Here is a 16,101-nt window from a genome sequence, read left to right as displayed (position 1 = left end):
TCTTGATAGGCCTGCCTTTTTTTGTCTACGTATTGGCTGTTGAACGCAATAGCGCAAAAACTAACGTTCATGAATTTGATTAAATTTGAATGATGAAGATTCCAGTGCAATACGTTAGCGACATAAACGGCAATCCTCAGGCAGTGCAACTTCCCCTTTCCGAGTGGAACAAAGTGTTGAACAAACTCAAGAAATACGAACAGGCACTTAAACTCCGTTCGGATCTGCAGGAAGCACATGACCAGGTTGCGGCCATGCGTAAGACGAAAGCCAGGAAGCAGGACCTAAACGAGTTCCTCAATGAGCTTTAGTGTTATCCCCACTGAAAAGTTCAAAAAGGAAGCTAAACGGCTGATTAAAAAGTATTCTTCCCTCCGACAAGAACTTCAGGACCTTGCGGCAATCCTCAGCGTTGCCCCAGAAACCGGAACGCCGCTTGGCGCCGACACCTACAAAATCCGCGTAGCGATTAAAAGTAAAGGCAAGGGCAAAAGCGGCGGAGCCCGGGTGATCACCTATGTAGTAACACCAGAGCAAGATGTTTACCTCCTTACGATTTACGATAAATCTGAACTGGATAGTCTGGACGATAAGACAATCAAACAAATCATTAAGAGTTTGGGCGAACAAAAATGAGGGTGTGCCAAAGGTTTATTGCGTGTCAAGCAAGATTGCTTTTTTTCAACGAAAGAAATTGCAAACTAACTCGCTCTGTCATGCCGAACTTGTTTCGGCATCCCCTTTATATTGAGAAATTTTAAAAACAACAGCAATCAGTTTTTTGGCCACAGCTTCTAATGTGGCAGGAGATGCCGAAACAAGTTCGGCATGACAGTTACCGAAAAAGCAAAAATCCTGACGTGGCCAAAACCCATTTTGCCTTTCCATTTTCGCCTTTTTACTCCCCCTCTAACCTGCCGCTAATCCCATCCCGCTCCTCCTTTGTGTTCCTCCGCTCCTTCGTGTCTTCGTGGTTCAACCCCGCCCCGCCAAGCTTTGCAAAACATTACCACCGCCAAATCCTGCTGTTGAACAAAGAAGGCGTACTTATTGTAAATTGAGTGGCGAAAACCGAAAGGGCCGGCACAATGCCACAGAACACGACGCGATAACTGCCTGCCCCGATAAAACACTTGTGATGCGTGGATTTCATTTTTCGCGGTTTGACCCCGCAGAAGGCAAAAGCAAATTTGAGCAGTTGCTCGACCTATTTATGCAATTGCTTACCTATACCAACGGCGATGTGGGCGAAGCCCTGCAATGGCTGAACCAACTGGACCGTCAGTACGAACTGACGGATGACCAATACGGTATGGGCGATTTTATTGACGATCTAAAACAAAAAGGATTCATTACCGAAGACAACCAGAAGGGTGAAATAAAGATCACCCCCAAGACCGAACAAGGCATTCGCAAACGCAGCCTGGAAGAGATCTTTGGCAAACTCAAAAAAACAAAAAGCGGCGAACATCAAACGTTCAAACCGGGCCAGGGCGACGAAATCAGCCCGGACACGAGGCCGTTCCAGTTTGGCGACATGCTGGAGCAGATCGACTTTACCGAATCAATCCGCAATGCGCAGATCAACCACGGGCTGGAGCAGTTTTCGATGCAGGAAGACGACCTGCAGATCCGAGAAACCGATTTTAAAGCACAAACTTCCACCGTGCTGATGATCGACATTTCGCACTCCATGATTCTGTATGGCGAAGACCGCATCACGCCGGCTAAAAAGGTGGCGATGGCACTCAGCGAACTGATCACCACCAAATATCCTAAAGACACGCTGGACATTGTGGTGTTTGGCAACGATGCATGGCCTGTGGAGATCAAAGACCTGCCCTATTTGCAGGTGGGTCCATATCATACCAACACGGTGGCCGGGCTTGAGCTGGCAATGGATATTTTGCGGCGGCGCAAAAACCCGAATAAACAGATCTTTATGATCACCGATGGCAAACCCACCTGTTTGAAAGTAGGCAAACGCTATTATAAAAATTCGTTTGGGCTTGACCGTAAGATCACCTCACGTTGCCTGAACTTGGCGGCGCAATGCAAAAAGCTGAAGATACCCATCACCACTTTTATGATTGCCACCGACCCGTACCTGCAGCGATTTGTACAGGAGTTTACCGAAACAAATAATGGCAAGGCATTCTTTGCATCGCTGGATAAACTGGGCGCATTTATTTTTAAAGACTTTGAAAGCGGTAAACGAAAAACCGTGTATTGAAATAGAACCACGAGGACACAAAGGACCGAAGACACACAAAGATATTTTCTTAGTGCTCCTTCGTTGCTTATGCCTTTGTGGTTCCAATAAAAACAACAGCAAATATTCATGAACCATAAGCACATCAACACACTTGGCGAGCTGAAAGAAGTAGGGTATCAACCCAAAAGCATTAAAGAAGAAATACGGCAAAACCTGCTGCGCCGGCTGCAGGAAGGCGAAGAAACTTTTACCGGCATCATGGGCTACGAAGACACGGTAATTCCAGATGTGGAACGGGCACTTTTAAGCAAACACAATATTCTTTTTTTAGGGTTGCGCGGACAGGCCAAAACCCGCATGGCGCGGCAAATGACGGGCCTGCTCGATGAACTGGTGCCGGTGGTTTCAGGCTCCGAAATCAACGACGACCCGCTCAATCCTATCTCAAAATTTGCAAAAGATCTAATTCGCGAAAAAGGTGACGATACACCCATTGAATGGATACACCGCAGCCAGCGCTACGGCGAAAAACTGGCCACGCCGGATGTTAGCGTTGCCGACCTTATTGGCGATGTGGACCCCATTAAAGCGGCCAATCTGCGGCTAAGTTTTGCAGACGAACGGGTGATCCATTATGGCATCATTCCAAAAAGCAACCGCTCTATTTTTGTGATCAACGAGTTGCCCGATTTGCAGGCACGCATTCAGGTTGGTTTGTTCAACATACTGGAAGAAGGCGATGTGCAGATCCGTGGTTTTAAACTGCGCTTGCCACTCGATATCCTGTTTGTATTTACGGCAAACCCCGAAGACTACACCAACCGCGGCTCGATTGTTACGCCGCTTAAAGACCGCATTGAAAGCCAGATCCTGACGCACTATCCAAAATCGTTGGAAACGGCACTGGCCATTACCGAGCAGGAAGCAGATTTGGCAGCAGAACAAAAAGAAAAAGTTGCCATCAGCGACCTGGTAAAACGCCTGATAGAACAAGTGGCATTTGAGGCCCGCGGCTCCGAGTTTGTAGACAAAAAAAGCGGTGTGAGTGCACGCCTCACCATCGCTGCGTTTGAAAATGCAGTGAGCTCCGCAGAACGCCGTACTATTTTAAATAAAGAAAAAAACACACAGGTTTGGATTGCCGACCTGATCGGCATTATTCCAGCCATTACGGGCAAGATCGAATTGGTGTATGAAGGCGAACAGGAAGGCCCATTCCAGGTTGCAATGAACCTTTTGGATAAGTCCATTCGTAGCCAGTTTGTGCAGTATTTCCCCAACCCCGAAACGTTGAAAAAACGTGCACCACGCAAAGGCGAAAGCCCGCAGGTCGTGGACAATCCGTATAAAGCCATTACATCCTGGTTTGACAAAGGCAATGCGCTGAATTTATCGTTTGGGCTAAAGGACCGCGATAAAATAAACCAGTTGTACTCGGTGGATGGATTGCATGGATTGGTAAAAAAAACCTTCCCGCATGCCAATGAAACAGAGGCTGCATTGCTGATGGAATTTGTGCTGCACGGACTTGCTTCTTACTCACTCCTGTCGAAAAAGATCTTTGAAACATCGGTGGAGTTTAAAGACCTGATGGGCAGCATGCTCAACATTCAAACATCGGCATTTGATGACGATGAAGAAGACGAGGATTTTAGATAAAATTTTTTGCTACAAAAAAACACCCGGTGCTTTCACAGCACCGGGTGTTTTGTTTATAACAGATAGCAAATTCATTAAAAAATGAACCGCTCAATTCTATTCAAAAACAACACATAAAAACAAAAGGCCCCAACAGGAAACTGCCAGGGCCATGTGCTGATCTGAGTTATAAACCTCTGCCTCAAAAAAGCGAATGATTTGAAATGATTCAGCCATAATAGATCCGGCTTATTGTTTTGGAATGATCACTTTACCTTTCCGCACTTTCTTAGTTTCCATTTTTTTCTCCAGTTTGCCCAGTTCATCCACAGCACCATCTACCACGCGGGCTATCACGATGTTGTCTTCACTTTCCAGGTTCACAATCCATGCAACCCGATCGGCCCATGCGTTATCATACGTAGCGCCGCGGTAGCGCACTTGGAAGGTGGCGCCCATTTCATGCTCGGGGTAAAAAGACCGGAGCAGGCTGCGCACTTCTTTGGGTGCATCTTTTGCCACACCATAAGTAACGGCATACACCATAAAGCCGTTGTTGGCAAATACCGCATTGGTTTTGCGGCCATCAAGGTCGAACTGTGCGAGGTAAATGTTTTTGGCCAGTTGTGACCACCGCACCGCATCTCTGGTACCGAAGTTTTTTGAAAATGTTTTTTGCACTTTGGCGCCGATGTTGGTAATATCCACCGGCACGCCGCTGTTACCAAAGCCTTCGCCGTTCACAAAGTTTTTTGCATCAAACAAAGCGGTGGTACCGTCCAAAACTTTTGCGTCGGATGAAGCTTCACGCTGGGCCGAAGCAGTTACAGAAAACAAAACACATGCTCCCAAAAACACGATGGCAAGAAAGATCTTTTTCATAGCAAATAGTTTTTACAGCAAACCAAAAGTTTACCTGGTGATGAAAGAAAATGGTTGTTAGCAACGGGGAACGGGAGCAGTGGGGTTGTGTGTGTGGTATAAATCTATTACGACAAAAACTAAAACGGTAGCTATATTGAGCGGTTGGCTTCAGGAGGATGTCAATTGGTAAAAATCGCTGATTGGGCGGCAGAAAAGCTCAGGCTTTATGGTGCAATAATTTATGGAGCAAAGCCTCTTTGCGGCTGCGCGAAACATCTATTTGCGAGCCGTCGCTCATGACCAGGCAGCCGCCTTCGACCTTGATGTATTTTTCAATTTCATTGATGTTAACGAGGTGTGAATGATGCACCCGAACGAATGAAAAATCCTGCAGCATTTCCTCTACTTCCTTCAACGTGCGGGACACAACGATTTTCGCTTTTTGCTTCAGGTGCAGCACCGAGTAATTGCTATCAGATGTGCAACTTATGATGCCGTTTACATCCACCATTTGCAGGCCTTGTTGCGTGGGCACTGCCACCTTGTGCACCTGTGCAGCTGTTTGCTCCATTCTTTTCACCAGTGTTTCCAGTTGCTGCGCCATGTGCAGTTGCTGGTGCAGTGCGGCCTTTGTTACTGCCTCCTGCAGCTCGTTGGGATTGATGGGCCGGATGAGGTAACCCAAGGCATTGAACCGGATGGCCTTTACGGCAAATTGCTCGTGGTCGCTAATGAAAATAACGCCGAAACGATTGGTGGGCAAATGTTCCAGCAGGTCAAATCCGTCGCCGTTGGTAGCGCTTACATCTAAAAAAACAAGTTCGGGATTATGTGTGTGCAGCGCCTGGTTAGCAGCGGCACAGGAGTGGATGATATCAGCAACCTTTACTTGCGGGCAATGCTGTTGCAATAGCTGCATCAAAGTGGTGCAATGCTCCAGCTCGCTGCCAATGATTAAGGCGCTGATCATGGTGTTTAAGGTTTAGGCTGCATTCACCCATGGAACATTAAACGCTGTCCGGCTAAACTTCAGACCGCATCGGACAGTTAGCGAAATAATAGCGCTATAGAATCAACCAACACTGTCGCTGCGCATCAAATAGTTCATCGCTTATTCAAATGCCAGCACCGAACTACAGATTAAACATTGCCAATTTAATAATATATCAAAGGGATAAAAGCGAGTGCTTTCAGGGGTTTTAGACTGCACGCCGACAATAAAGCCGCTTATTAAATGTAAGGACAGCGCCAGCCAACTCATAACCGAAACAGGCCCATTTTCAGCCAATGATATTTACTTCACGCTCCAGCAACACACCAAATTTTGCCTGCACCGATTGCAGTATTTCTTCGCTGAGGTCGAACAACTCCTGCCCTGTAGCATTGCCATAATTTACCAGCACCAGCGCCTGCTTTGGATAGCAGCCCGCATCGCCCTTGCGGTAACCTTTCCAGCCGCACTGTTCAATCAACCAGCCTGCAGCTAATTTCGTTTGCGCGGTACCGGAAGGAAAGGCAACGATCTGCGGAAACTGTTTTTTCAATTGTTCAAACTGTTCGTTGGGTATCGTTGGGTTCTTGAAAAACGAACCGGCGTTGCCCACCAGTTTCCAGTCGGGAAGTTTTGAAGAGCGGATGTTGATCACCGCCTGCGAAATGAGGCCGATGCTCAGCTCCTTTGCACCCATTGCCTCCAGTTCCTGCTGTATGGCGCCATAGCTGGTGTTGAAGCGCGGTGTTTTGTGTAGTTTGTAAGTAACGGATGTAATCACAAACTGGTCTTTGAGCTTTCGTTTAAAAACGCTTTCGCGGTAACCAAACTGGCATTCTTCCAATGAAAAATGTTGCACGGTTTTATCACCAATATGCCAGGCTTCCAGTTGGTGAAAGATGTCTTTTATCTCCACACCATAAGCACCGATGTTTTGCATGGGCGATGCACCAACTGAGCCGGGTATCAGCGACAGGTTTTCGGCGCCAGCATAATTGTGTTCAATGCAATGGAGCACAAACTGGTGCCAGGCTACACCTGCGCCGGCTTTTACATAAAAATGCTCCTCATCTTCACCCACCAGTTCAATGCCGCCAATCTTGTTGTGCAGCACAATGCCGTCGAAGTTTTGCGTGAGCAAAATATTACTGCCGCCGCCTAATATGAGTTGCTTGTTGGATGCAGCCTGTAGCGTGTTGGTAAGTGCTTCCAGTTCGTTGATGCTGGTAAACGCAGCAAAGTAGCGGGCCGTGGCATCGATGCCGAATGTGTTGTATGGTTTGAGTGATATGTTTTCGTGCAGTTGCATGGGTTGTGTTTATCTCGGGGTTAGGGTTTCACGCAGCGGCGCGGTGGTGCAGCGGATTTATGTAAATGATAATGACTATTAATTGTGGACGGAGTTTTATTTGCTTTACACCAATGCGTTTTAAAATGAAAGTTTGAGCACAATTAAATCGCATCTACATCGGGCACTACAACCACGTTTCGGAATCGCTTTTCATTGTGCAACGCCGCGATTTGTTTTTCAATGGCTTCCTTGCAGCGTTGTATGGTTTGTCCATCGCGGGGCAGTTTTAGCAACAGCTCCATCAGGTACATATTGCGTACCCGGTTCACCACCGGTTCGGCGGGGCCCACCAAGTATTGACCAAATACATGCATCAACGCATTGGCAAACTGGTGTGCTGCATCGGTCACCACATCCCGCTCTTTGTGGCGGAAAGATACATGAATGATGCGGCTGAACGGCGGGTACAAAAACATGCGACGCTTTTCCAATTCTTCAACATACATGCCTACAAAATCGTGGCGTGCCACGTACCCCAAAATCGGATGCGATGGCGTGGTAGTTTGAATGAGCACCCGGCCCGCGCCATGTTTTCGCCCAGCGCGGCCACTTACCTGCTCCATCAATTGAAAAGCCCGTTCGTTTACCCTGAACTCCGCAAAGTGCAGCAAGCCATCGGCATCCAGGATGCCCACCAGGTCTACGTTTTCAAAGTCGAGCCCTTTTACCACCATTTGCGTGCCCACCAGCACATCCAGCTTTTTTTGTTCAAATTGCTGTATGAGCACATCATGCGCATTTTTATTGCGCACTGTATCGAGGTCCATGCGGCCAATGCGGGCATCGGCCAGCTCTTTATCCAGCACCTCTTCTATCTTTTCGGTGCCAAAGTTTTTTTGCTGCAACTTATCGCTGCCGCAAGCAGCACAGGTGTTGGCCGGTGGATAGATATTGCCGCAATAATGGCATTTTAATTTATTCGAAAACTTGTGGTAGGTAAGCGATACATCGCAATGACGGCACTGCGCAATCCAGCCGCAAACCGTGCACAACTGGTAGGGTGAGTATCCGCGGCGATTTTGAAACAGAATCACTTGGCGCCCTTTGGCAATGGTCTCTTTCATGGCCTCCAGCAGCTGCGGCGAGATCATGACCTTGCCGCCATCCTGCTTCGCCACCATGCGGGTATCCACCATTTCAATGGTGGGCATCTGCACATCGCGGTAGCGTTCCGAAATGGTTACCAGCCCATACTTGCCGCCCTTTGCATTGAAGTAAGATTCCAGTGAAGGCGTGGCACTGCCCAGCAGCACTTTTGCCTGCAACAGCGAAGCCATATAAATGGCTGCATCACGGCCATGGTAACGTGGTGCAGGATCTTGCTGTTTGTAGGAAGAATCATGCTCTTCATCGCACAAAATGAGGCCCAGGTTGTAAAAAGGCAGGAACAGCGAGGAACGTGCACCGAGCACAATTTTAAGCTCGCCGCTTTTTACTTTGTTCCAGATTTCCACCCGTTCGTTTTGGCTGAACTTGGAATGATAAATACCAATGTAGCCGCCAAAATGCTTTTGCAACCGCCGGATGACCTGCGAGGTCAGCGCAATTTCGGGCAGCATGTACAAAACCTGTTTGCCCTGCCGCATGTATTGCTCCATCAGCTTGATGTACACATGCGTTTTACCGCTGCTGGTTACGCCGTGCAGCAGGCACACGCTTTTGGCATCGAGGCATTCTTTTACTTCGGTAAATGCGGTTGCCTGCGCCGGCGATAAATCAAAATCGATGGTCACATCTTTGGGCAGGTAATGCAGCCTATCTATGTGGCGCCGTTCGATGCGCAGGATATCTTTTTCCACCAGGCCTTTCAACTGCGCATCAGTAGCGCTTGATTTTTTCAGCAGGTCGGCTTTCAACACTTCGCCGCCGGTGCGCATCAGGTGCAGGTAACTGAGGAGCAATTCCATTTGCTTGGGTGCACGGCTCCAGTTGTTGAGCAGGTCCGACAATGTATCCTCATTGCCGTACTGCGGGTTCAGCAAAACAAAGGCTTCTTTTTTGGGTGCATAAGTTTGCTTCAGCGACTCCCACACAAAGCACACTTTTTTAGCAATAAGCTTGTTTACGATGGGATATACATGCGGCACATCCAATATTTGCTGCACTTCGTTCAGGCCCAGTTCGTGCTTCATCAGCAGCGCTTCGGCCACCAGGTATTCTTCGTTATCAAGGTCGGAAAAATCCTGCCCGTATTCTTCATTAAAAACAATGACCGTTTCGGAAGAAAGCTTGAAATGTGCCGGCAGTGCGGCCGCCATTACCTCGCCTTCGGAGCACATATAATAATCGGCCAGCCACTCCCAAAATTTGAGTTGCCAGGGTTGCACCACGGGTGCATCATCGAGCAGGTTCAGTATTTCTTTGGCTTCAAAAGTAGTGGGCTTATCGCTGTGCAGGCGTTTTACCACGCCGGCGTATTTTTTATTTTTTCCCAGGTTCACTTCCACACGGCAGCCCGGCTGCATGCGCTGTTCCAGCGCTGCAGGCACCTCCCAGGTGTAGTTTTTGGGCAAGGCCAGCGGTATGATGATTTCGGCGAACATAGGCCCTTGTTTCTCTTTGAAAGAAACCCAGGTTTAAGCTGTCTTTTTATTGGTAAAAACGCGTAGCGAAACGGCTGCAAGATAAGCGGAAGCTGCCGAACGGCACAGTTGGTCAGGCCAGCACCGGTTGCTGCCTGATCCACGCGGCTTTGTGGGCCACCAGCCCTGCTTCCATCATGGCATATACTTTTTCGCGCAGGGCTGCCACATCCTGCAAGGTATATCCGTCCACGGGCACCGGCTCCAAAAAAACAGCGCGGCTGCGCCCCGGCGTGATGGTAAACAATTTGCCTGGCGGCATGCGGCTCCAGGTGTCGAGCAGCAGCACGGGCCGGATGGGTGTGCCGGTTTCGATGGCCACGCGGAATGCACCGTCGTAAAAGCTTTTGAGCGGCCCGCCGGTTTCGTTGAATGTGCCTTCGGGAAATACCAGCACGGATATGCCTTTGCGCAGCACGGCTTTTAATTGCGCCACGCTTTTGGCCCGTGCTCCCGCCGAACTGCGGTCGACGGTAACGATGGCATTGCGGTAAATAAATCCAAAGAGCGGCACTTTGCTCAGCTCCACTTTGCCCAGGGCACGCAGCGGCAGGCGGAACACTTTTACAATAATGGCCGCATCGATGTAAGAAACGTGGTTGGCTACAAAAATCTGCGGCTCGCCTTTGTGCAGCGGCACTTCAAAGCGGTTGCGGTGGATGATGCCAATGAGTGGAAACCAAAGGTCGCCCCAGATGCAGCAGATGCGCCAGATGGCGTTGCCGCCTTTTATTTTACCAAAAAACGAAGCAATGATAACGAAAGGAAACAGGAGCAGCATGATGGCTACAAACAGCACCATGGCGTAGATGTTATACAGGACTTGCAGCGGCCGGACCAGGTAATTCACTAATTGGTTTTAGGGGCAAGATAACGAGGCTGAAGTTAAATGCGGTGTAAATGCATTGAGGATTGCGGATTTGGGATTTCGGATTGCGGAGCCCTTGCGCATGTTGCATCGTCATTGCGAGGCGCTGAAGCCGTTTTTTAAATGAACGAATCTGCAGCGCCGAAGCGATCTCCTGATCACACCAATCTAATTGACAGTAATGGATTCGAGGAAGCCGCCGGCATAGCAGGAGATTGCTTCGGCGCACCGATTGCCGTTGTATCATACCTTCCCGCTGCGCCTCGCAATGACGGTTCGGTAAAAGCAAGGGTTCCGCAATCCAAAATCGGCAATCCGAAATCACACAATCCGCAATCCTCAATAAACCAGCTGGTGCGTTTGTTTCACCACGCCCATCACAAACACACTTTGCACGTTGGCAATATTGTCCAGCTCACCCAGTTTGTTGACGTGAAAATTGTAATAGGCATCCATGTTTTCCGATACCACTTTCAGCATAAAATCAAACTCGCCGGAAATGGTGAGGCATTCCACCACTTCTTCCATTTCGAGTATTGATTTGATAAAATTAGCGCCTGCGTTTTTGCTGTGTTGCTTGATGGAAACATAACAGATCGTCATCAGGCCTTTTTTCACCAAGGCACCATTTACAATGGTGGCGTACTGCATGATCACGCCGGAGGCTTCCAGCCGGCGGATGCGGTCGTGCACCGGCGTAGTGCTGAGATGCACTTTTTCCGAAATTTCCTTGATGGTCATCCGTGCATTTTGCTGCAGCAACTTCAGTATCTCCAGGTCTTTTTTATCCAAAACAGGCATTTCGCCTGTTTGCGCTCCATTAGCCATGGCTCAATACAGTTTTATCCTGAAAAATACCGCATAGACCGCCATTTTTCCTAAATTCTTTATTTATTACAGGAAAATAACCTGGTTGGCTAACTTTGCCCAGCAAAACAAAGGCGGAATCTGAGGCGTATTCAAATGCTCCCTTTTTCCAGTCTTCCATTTGCTTTTTTGATTACAAAAACAAACAGTTTAATAATGTCAACAGCCGTAAACACCAACATCGACTTCTCGCTGAAGTACAAGGTGAAAGACATGAGCCTCGCCGAATGGGGCCGTAAAGAAATTCGTCTGGCCGAAGCCGAAATGCCCGGCCTGATGTCCATCCGCCAGGAGTACGCTGCATCGCAGCCCCTGAAAGGTGCCCGCATTGCCGGTTGCCTGCACATGACCATTCAAACAGCGGTGCTGATTGAAACCCTGGTTGCCCTGGGTGCCGAAGTAAAATGGAGCTCCTGCAACATCTTCTCTACGCAAGACCAGGCCGCTGCTGCTATTGCCGCTGCCGGTATTGGCGTGTTTGCCTGGAAAGGTCAAACGCAGGAAGAAGCTGATTGGTGTATTGAGCAAACCTTGTTCTTTGGTGGCGCCGATCGTCCGCTGAACATGATCCTCGACGATGGTGGCGACCTCACCAACATGGTGCTGGACAAATACCCCGAGCTGGTACAACACGTAAAAGGTATCTCCGAAGAAACAACTACCGGTGTACACCGCTTATACGAAAGAATGGCAAAAGGCACCCTGCCCATGCCTGCAATCAACGTAAACGATTCGGTTACCAAATCGAAATTCGATAACAAATACGGCTGTAAAGAATCACTGGTGGATTCTATCCGTCGGGCTACTGACGTTATGCTGGCCGGTAAGGTAGCTGTTGTTGGTGGTTATGGCGATGTGGGTAAGGGCTCTGCGGCTTCACTGGCTGGTGCTGGTTGCCGGGTGATTGTTACCGAGATCGATCCTATCTGCGCCCTGCAAGCTGCTATGGACGGCTTTGAAGTAAAGAAAATGATCGACGCTGTAAAAGAAGCTGACATTGTTGTTACCGCTTCGGGTTGCCGCGACCTGATCACCGGCGATCATTTCAAGCTGATGAAAGACAAAGCCATTGTTTGTAACATCGGTCACTTTGATATCGAGATCGACGTTGCCTGGTTGAACGAAAACTACGGCAATACAAAAGATACCGTAAAACCACAGGTTGACATTTACAATGTAGATGGCAAAGACATCATCCTGCTGGCCGAAGGCCGCCTGGTGAACCTCGGTTGCGCTACCGGTCACCCATCGTTTGTAATGTCTAACTCTTTCTCTAACCAAACCTTGGCCCAGATTGAGCTGTGGACAAACGGCGACAGCTACGAGAACAAAGTATATGTGCTGCCAAAGCACCTCGACGAGAAAGTGGCCCGCCTGCACCTCGCTAAAATTGGTGTGGAGCTGGACGAACTGACTACTGCACAAGCCGAGTACCTCGGCATCGCTAAAGAAGGTCCGTTCAAGCCGGAAGCGTATCGTTATTAATAGCTGATACCTGATATATAATCATAGCCCCTGCGAAAGCGGGGGCTTTTTTTGTGTTATCAGCTTTTGTAATGCTGTTGTGCACCTGTTGCTGCCTGTCCTGAACTTGTTTCAGGATCGCACACTTGTGCGGCTGGCAATACTATTCGGCAACAATAGCAACAGTGTTACCAAGCAGCATTATATTACTGTCACGGTTAACCGAGAAAACCATTTTTTATCAACCTAATTGTTATCCCCATTCCAGACTGGTAACTTTACAAGCTATAACATCAGAAGTTTATTTATACTAAGGTTTTACTATCCTTTATACAACTAGCGATTACAACCATTAAGCACTACACATTTTTAGCAGGAAGATTTAAAAATTAGCAGCGCATGTTAGCAGCATTTAAAAAAGAACAAACGTATTGGTTGTTACTCTTGCCCCTTGTTGGCATGGCTTGCATGGTACATATTGGCTTTTGGCTGAAACCGGCTGCATCGCTGCTGCAGGAAGACATTTACTACATCTGGCTGGAAGGGAACAGAATCATCAACGGCGAAAATCCTTATGCACGGATCCTGGCCAGCGACATGAATTTCAATAATAAATACGCCACCTATTTCCCGGTTACTTATTTGCTCTCTGCGCTGGTGCAAAAACTTGGGTTGACAACGTTTGCCGACTGGATCTATTTCTGGCGGCCGGTGTCGCTCATCTTCAACATCGGCATTGCTACACTGGTGCTGAAATTCTTTCGTGACAGAAGCTTAACGCTGCTTGGGTTTGCCGCCGCAATGACCCTCATATTAGGCCGTTGGAGCATCTATATTGTGCGGGTGCACCACATTGAGTTTCCCGCAATCTTCTTTTTACTGCTTTCTCTGGTGTTGTTAAACCGGCAGCGCACACTTTCTTTATTGGCGCTCAGCCTATCACTGGGCATCAAACAGGTGGCAATATTTTTACTGCCGCTGTACCTCATTTATTTATGGCAAACCGGCGATAAAAATAACCGCTTTAAAAATATGTTTCTTGAGCTGTTATTGATTGGCAGCATTCCACTACTCACATCACTGCCGTTCATTGTTGCAGATGCGGAAAGTTTTATCAAATCCATCTTGTTTTCCGCAACGCGTTTTGGCGATGCGCATATTATCGCCGCACCATCGTTTGATGTGGTGCTGGCTAAAAAGTTCACCTGGTTTTCCGGCCTCATTGCTAAAGCACCGATGCTCCTGCTCATGGGCATCATTTACCTAAGCTACCTAAAAGAAAAAGCCGGCATGTGGGTTTGTTGCACCATGGTGATGATGACTTTTGTTTACTTCAACTCCATTCTTTTCCTGCAATATATTATCTGGCCCGTATGCCTCATTCCATTTGCATTGGCTGCACATATGCAAAAGAAGTTAGCCTGAGTCCATGCTGGATTTAAGCACTCCTTTGAACAAGTAAGTATCAATAAACAATCAGCATCCAAGGCAAAGATTTTGCTCTTTTACCAACATGAATGAGCGGCCCACTTTTTACTCCGGCACCAGCAATGTTGTAGTGCCCGTCAAGCAATCGCAATACCCGCCTGAAGCAAGGGGTGCCAGCCGGCTGCAGTATTATGCAATGCTCCACTCCTCTGTAGAGATCAACGCCACGTTTTACAAAGTACCCAAAGCGGCTACCATCGAAAAATGGGGCAATAGTGTGCCCGCCGATTTCCGGTTTACTTTTAAAGTACCCAAAACCATCACGCATGCCAAAGACCTGCAGTTTAGCGGCAGCGATCTTGAAACATTTACTACAGCCATAGCTGCAGTTGCTGATAAAAGGGGCTGCATTTTGGTACAACTGCCACCATCCATCAAACAGGAGATGCAGGAAGAAGTGGAAGCAATTTTGGAAGGCCTGGTCAGCGATGCAAAGGGCTGGCATATTGCCGTGGAATTTCGCCATCCATCCTGGTACAAAAGCAGCGTGTACCGCATGTTGCAACACTACGGTGCCGGCATGGTGGAGCATGATTTACCGAAAGCACCGACACCACAAGTAACCGTAGCAGAAGATTTTAAATACCTGCGCTTTCATGGACCCGAAGGAACTTATCGCGGCAGTTACAGCGATGCCTTTTTAGCGGAGCATGCCTTGCGCATAGCAGCATGGGTACAGGAAGGAAAAGAAGTGTATGCTTATTTCAACAACACTTTGGGCAATGCATTGGATAATTTATCCACCCTGGATAAAATGGTAGCGGAGCATTTACAAACAAATGGTTAGTATGTTGCTTCATTTCAACTGTTGTTAATGATACCAGCAATGAATGTTTTTTTATTTAAATCATTTTGTAATCAGCTGTTGTAGTTCTGTTCCACACCTGTTGCGTCGCACACTTGTACTGCCTCAATACTGCTCGGCTTGTTTTGGTAAAATGGGCTACATTTGCTGCACTAAAACTAAACTTATGAGAACTGCATTACAACTGTTGTTGGTCTGCCTGCTGTTTACAGCCTGTCAAAAAGAAGCCAGCACCGACAACCCCACCAACCCTTCGGGCAACCGCCTTAAAAAGTTTACCGAAAAACTGGAAGCACCGGGCATGACCTTTTCCGAAACATTTAATGTTTCATACGACAACAATGGCCGCATCTCTTCGGTGGTATCCGAATCAAATGCAGGCGATAAATTTGAGTTTGCCTACCCTGCCGCCAACCGCCGCACCCTGCGCATTTTTTCCGACAATGAGCTGTCCATTCACTCCGATATTTTCATGACCAGTACGGCGCTGATTGATAGTGTTTTTCAATGGAACGATACCGAAGATTCGTCGGCCACCAAGTATGTGTACGATGCGAGCAAACGCGTAGTGCGCATCAAAGAATACGATTACACCAAGCGCACCGGTTCTGTTTTAACGAACACTACCAATTACACATACAACGATGATGGCGACCTCATTCGCTCCATTGATACCGATGGTTTGGAAACGCTGTTTGAATATTACCCCGGCGAAAAATACGAGCCGATCGATGTTTGGAACCTGGGCACAGCACAGGCCGGCGAAAAAACAAGATTGATCAAAAAACAAACGGTAAAATCGGGCAGCCGGTTGATTGGTACTGCGGAACACACCTACACATTTGATGCGCAGAAACGGATAACATCGGATATAGCCACTACCAACCAGGGTTATATCAGCACCAAAACATACACCTACCAATAACAAAAAAGGCAAGCTTCGAAAAGCTTGCCTTTTTTCTTTTTCG

16 protein-coding genes are annotated in these 16,101 nt (G+C 48.0%); 8 read left to right on the top strand and 8 right to left on the bottom strand.

The window, feature by feature from the left end; genetic code table 11:
- The first annotated feature begins 92 nt into the window (after positions 1 to 92).
- Together DRJ53_RS06960 and DRJ53_RS06955 are read left to right on the top strand one after the other, a co-directional pair.
- Positions 93 to 311: a hypothetical protein gene (locus DRJ53_RS06960; RefSeq protein ID WP_155523200.1), complete on the top strand. Its 219-nt coding sequence runs from the start codon at positions 93 to 95 to the stop codon at positions 309 to 311.
- Positions 301 to 636: a hypothetical protein gene (locus tag DRJ53_RS06955; protein ID WP_114234893.1), complete on the top strand. Its 336-nt coding sequence runs from the start codon at positions 301 to 303 to the stop codon at positions 634 to 636. Before DRJ53_RS06960 ends, DRJ53_RS06955 begins: the two co-directional genes overlap by 11 nt.
- 78 nt (positions 637 to 714) lie before the next feature.
- On the opposite strand, the gene DRJ53_RS21265 is transcribed toward DRJ53_RS06955, so the two are convergent.
- A complete protein-coding gene (locus DRJ53_RS21265; protein WP_155523199.1) occupies positions 715 to 888 on the bottom strand; it encodes a hypothetical protein in 174 nt (57 codons plus the stop codon).
- 250 nt (positions 889 to 1,138) lie between these two features.
- On the opposite strand from DRJ53_RS21265, the gene DRJ53_RS06945 reads away from it, so the two are divergent.
- Complete coding sequence (locus DRJ53_RS06945; protein WP_114235045.1) at positions 1,139 to 2,233, top strand: vWA domain-containing protein; 1,095 nt, start codon at positions 1,139 to 1,141, stop codon at positions 2,231 to 2,233.
- Between the two features lie 108 nt (positions 2,234 to 2,341).
- Complete coding sequence (locus DRJ53_RS06940; protein WP_114234891.1) at positions 2,342 to 3,874, top strand: magnesium chelatase; 1,533 nt, start codon at positions 2,342 to 2,344, stop codon at positions 3,872 to 3,874.
- Between the two features lie 228 nt (positions 3,875 to 4,102).
- Here DRJ53_RS06940 and DRJ53_RS06935 read toward each other — a convergent pair whose 3' ends face one another.
- The 7 genes from DRJ53_RS06935 to DRJ53_RS21260 form a co-directional block, all read right to left on the bottom strand.
- Positions 4,103 to 4,735: a hypothetical protein gene (locus DRJ53_RS06935; protein WP_114234890.1), complete on the bottom strand. Its 633-nt coding sequence runs from the start codon at positions 4,733 to 4,735 to the stop codon at positions 4,103 to 4,105.
- Between the two features lie 199 nt (positions 4,736 to 4,934).
- Entirely contained in the window at positions 4,935 to 5,687 is a 753-nt protein-coding gene (locus DRJ53_RS06930) for a LytR/AlgR family response regulator transcription factor (RefSeq protein ID WP_114234889.1), read from the bottom strand.
- A gap of 310 nt (positions 5,688 to 5,997) precedes the next feature.
- Positions 5,998 to 7,017, bottom strand: a complete 1,020-nt coding sequence (murB, locus tag DRJ53_RS06925) for a UDP-N-acetylmuramate dehydrogenase (RefSeq protein WP_114234888.1) — start codon at positions 7,015 to 7,017, stop codon at positions 5,998 to 6,000.
- Between the two features lie 143 nt (positions 7,018 to 7,160).
- Entirely contained in the window at positions 7,161 to 9,602 is a 2,442-nt protein-coding gene (gene priA, locus DRJ53_RS06920) for a replication restart helicase PriA (RefSeq protein ID WP_114234887.1), read from the bottom strand.
- Between the two features lie 112 nt (positions 9,603 to 9,714).
- Entirely contained in the window at positions 9,715 to 10,491 is a 777-nt protein-coding gene (locus DRJ53_RS06915; protein WP_241558484.1) for a lysophospholipid acyltransferase family protein, read from the bottom strand.
- A 357-nt stretch (positions 10,492 to 10,848) separates the two neighbouring features.
- Positions 10,849 to 11,337 (bottom strand): Lrp/AsnC family transcriptional regulator, encoded by a 489-nt coding sequence (locus tag DRJ53_RS06910; RefSeq protein ID WP_114234886.1) that lies wholly within the window; start codon positions 11,335 to 11,337, stop codon positions 10,849 to 10,851.
- Positions 11,330 to 11,497, bottom strand: a complete 168-nt coding sequence (locus tag DRJ53_RS21260) for a hypothetical protein (RefSeq protein ID WP_155523198.1) — start codon at positions 11,495 to 11,497, stop codon at positions 11,330 to 11,332. The genes DRJ53_RS06910 and DRJ53_RS21260 overlap by 8 nt, the downstream gene beginning before the upstream one ends.
- A gap of 35 nt (positions 11,498 to 11,532) precedes the next feature.
- Here DRJ53_RS21260 and ahcY point away from each other — a divergent pair, with 35 nt between their 5' ends.
- From ahcY to DRJ53_RS06890, 4 genes are all read left to right on the top strand, one after another.
- Entirely contained in the window at positions 11,533 to 12,861 is a 1,329-nt protein-coding gene (gene ahcY / locus DRJ53_RS06905; RefSeq protein WP_114234885.1) for an adenosylhomocysteinase, read from the top strand.
- A gap of 378 nt (positions 12,862 to 13,239) precedes the next feature.
- The gene (locus DRJ53_RS06900; protein WP_114234884.1) at positions 13,240 to 14,265 is read left to right on the top strand and encodes a hypothetical protein; all 1,026 of its coding nucleotides are present in this window, start codon (positions 13,240 to 13,242) and stop codon (positions 14,263 to 14,265) included.
- Between the two features lie 88 nt (positions 14,266 to 14,353).
- Positions 14,354 to 15,115 (top strand): DUF72 domain-containing protein, encoded by a 762-nt coding sequence (locus DRJ53_RS06895; protein WP_114234883.1) that lies wholly within the window; start codon positions 14,354 to 14,356, stop codon positions 15,113 to 15,115.
- A 184-nt stretch (positions 15,116 to 15,299) separates the two neighbouring features.
- The gene (locus DRJ53_RS06890) at positions 15,300 to 16,058 is read left to right on the top strand and encodes a hypothetical protein (RefSeq protein WP_114234882.1); all 759 of its coding nucleotides are present in this window, start codon (positions 15,300 to 15,302) and stop codon (positions 16,056 to 16,058) included.
- Positions 16,059 to 16,101 lie beyond the last annotated feature (43 nt).

The organism is Paracnuella aquatica (assembly GCF_003332885.2).
Lineage (GTDB): Bacteria > Bacteroidota > Bacteroidia > Chitinophagales > Chitinophagaceae > Flavisolibacter > Flavisolibacter aquaticus.
The sequence above is the reverse complement of the archived record's forward strand: the minus strand, read 5'-3'. Positions and strand labels throughout refer to the sequence as shown.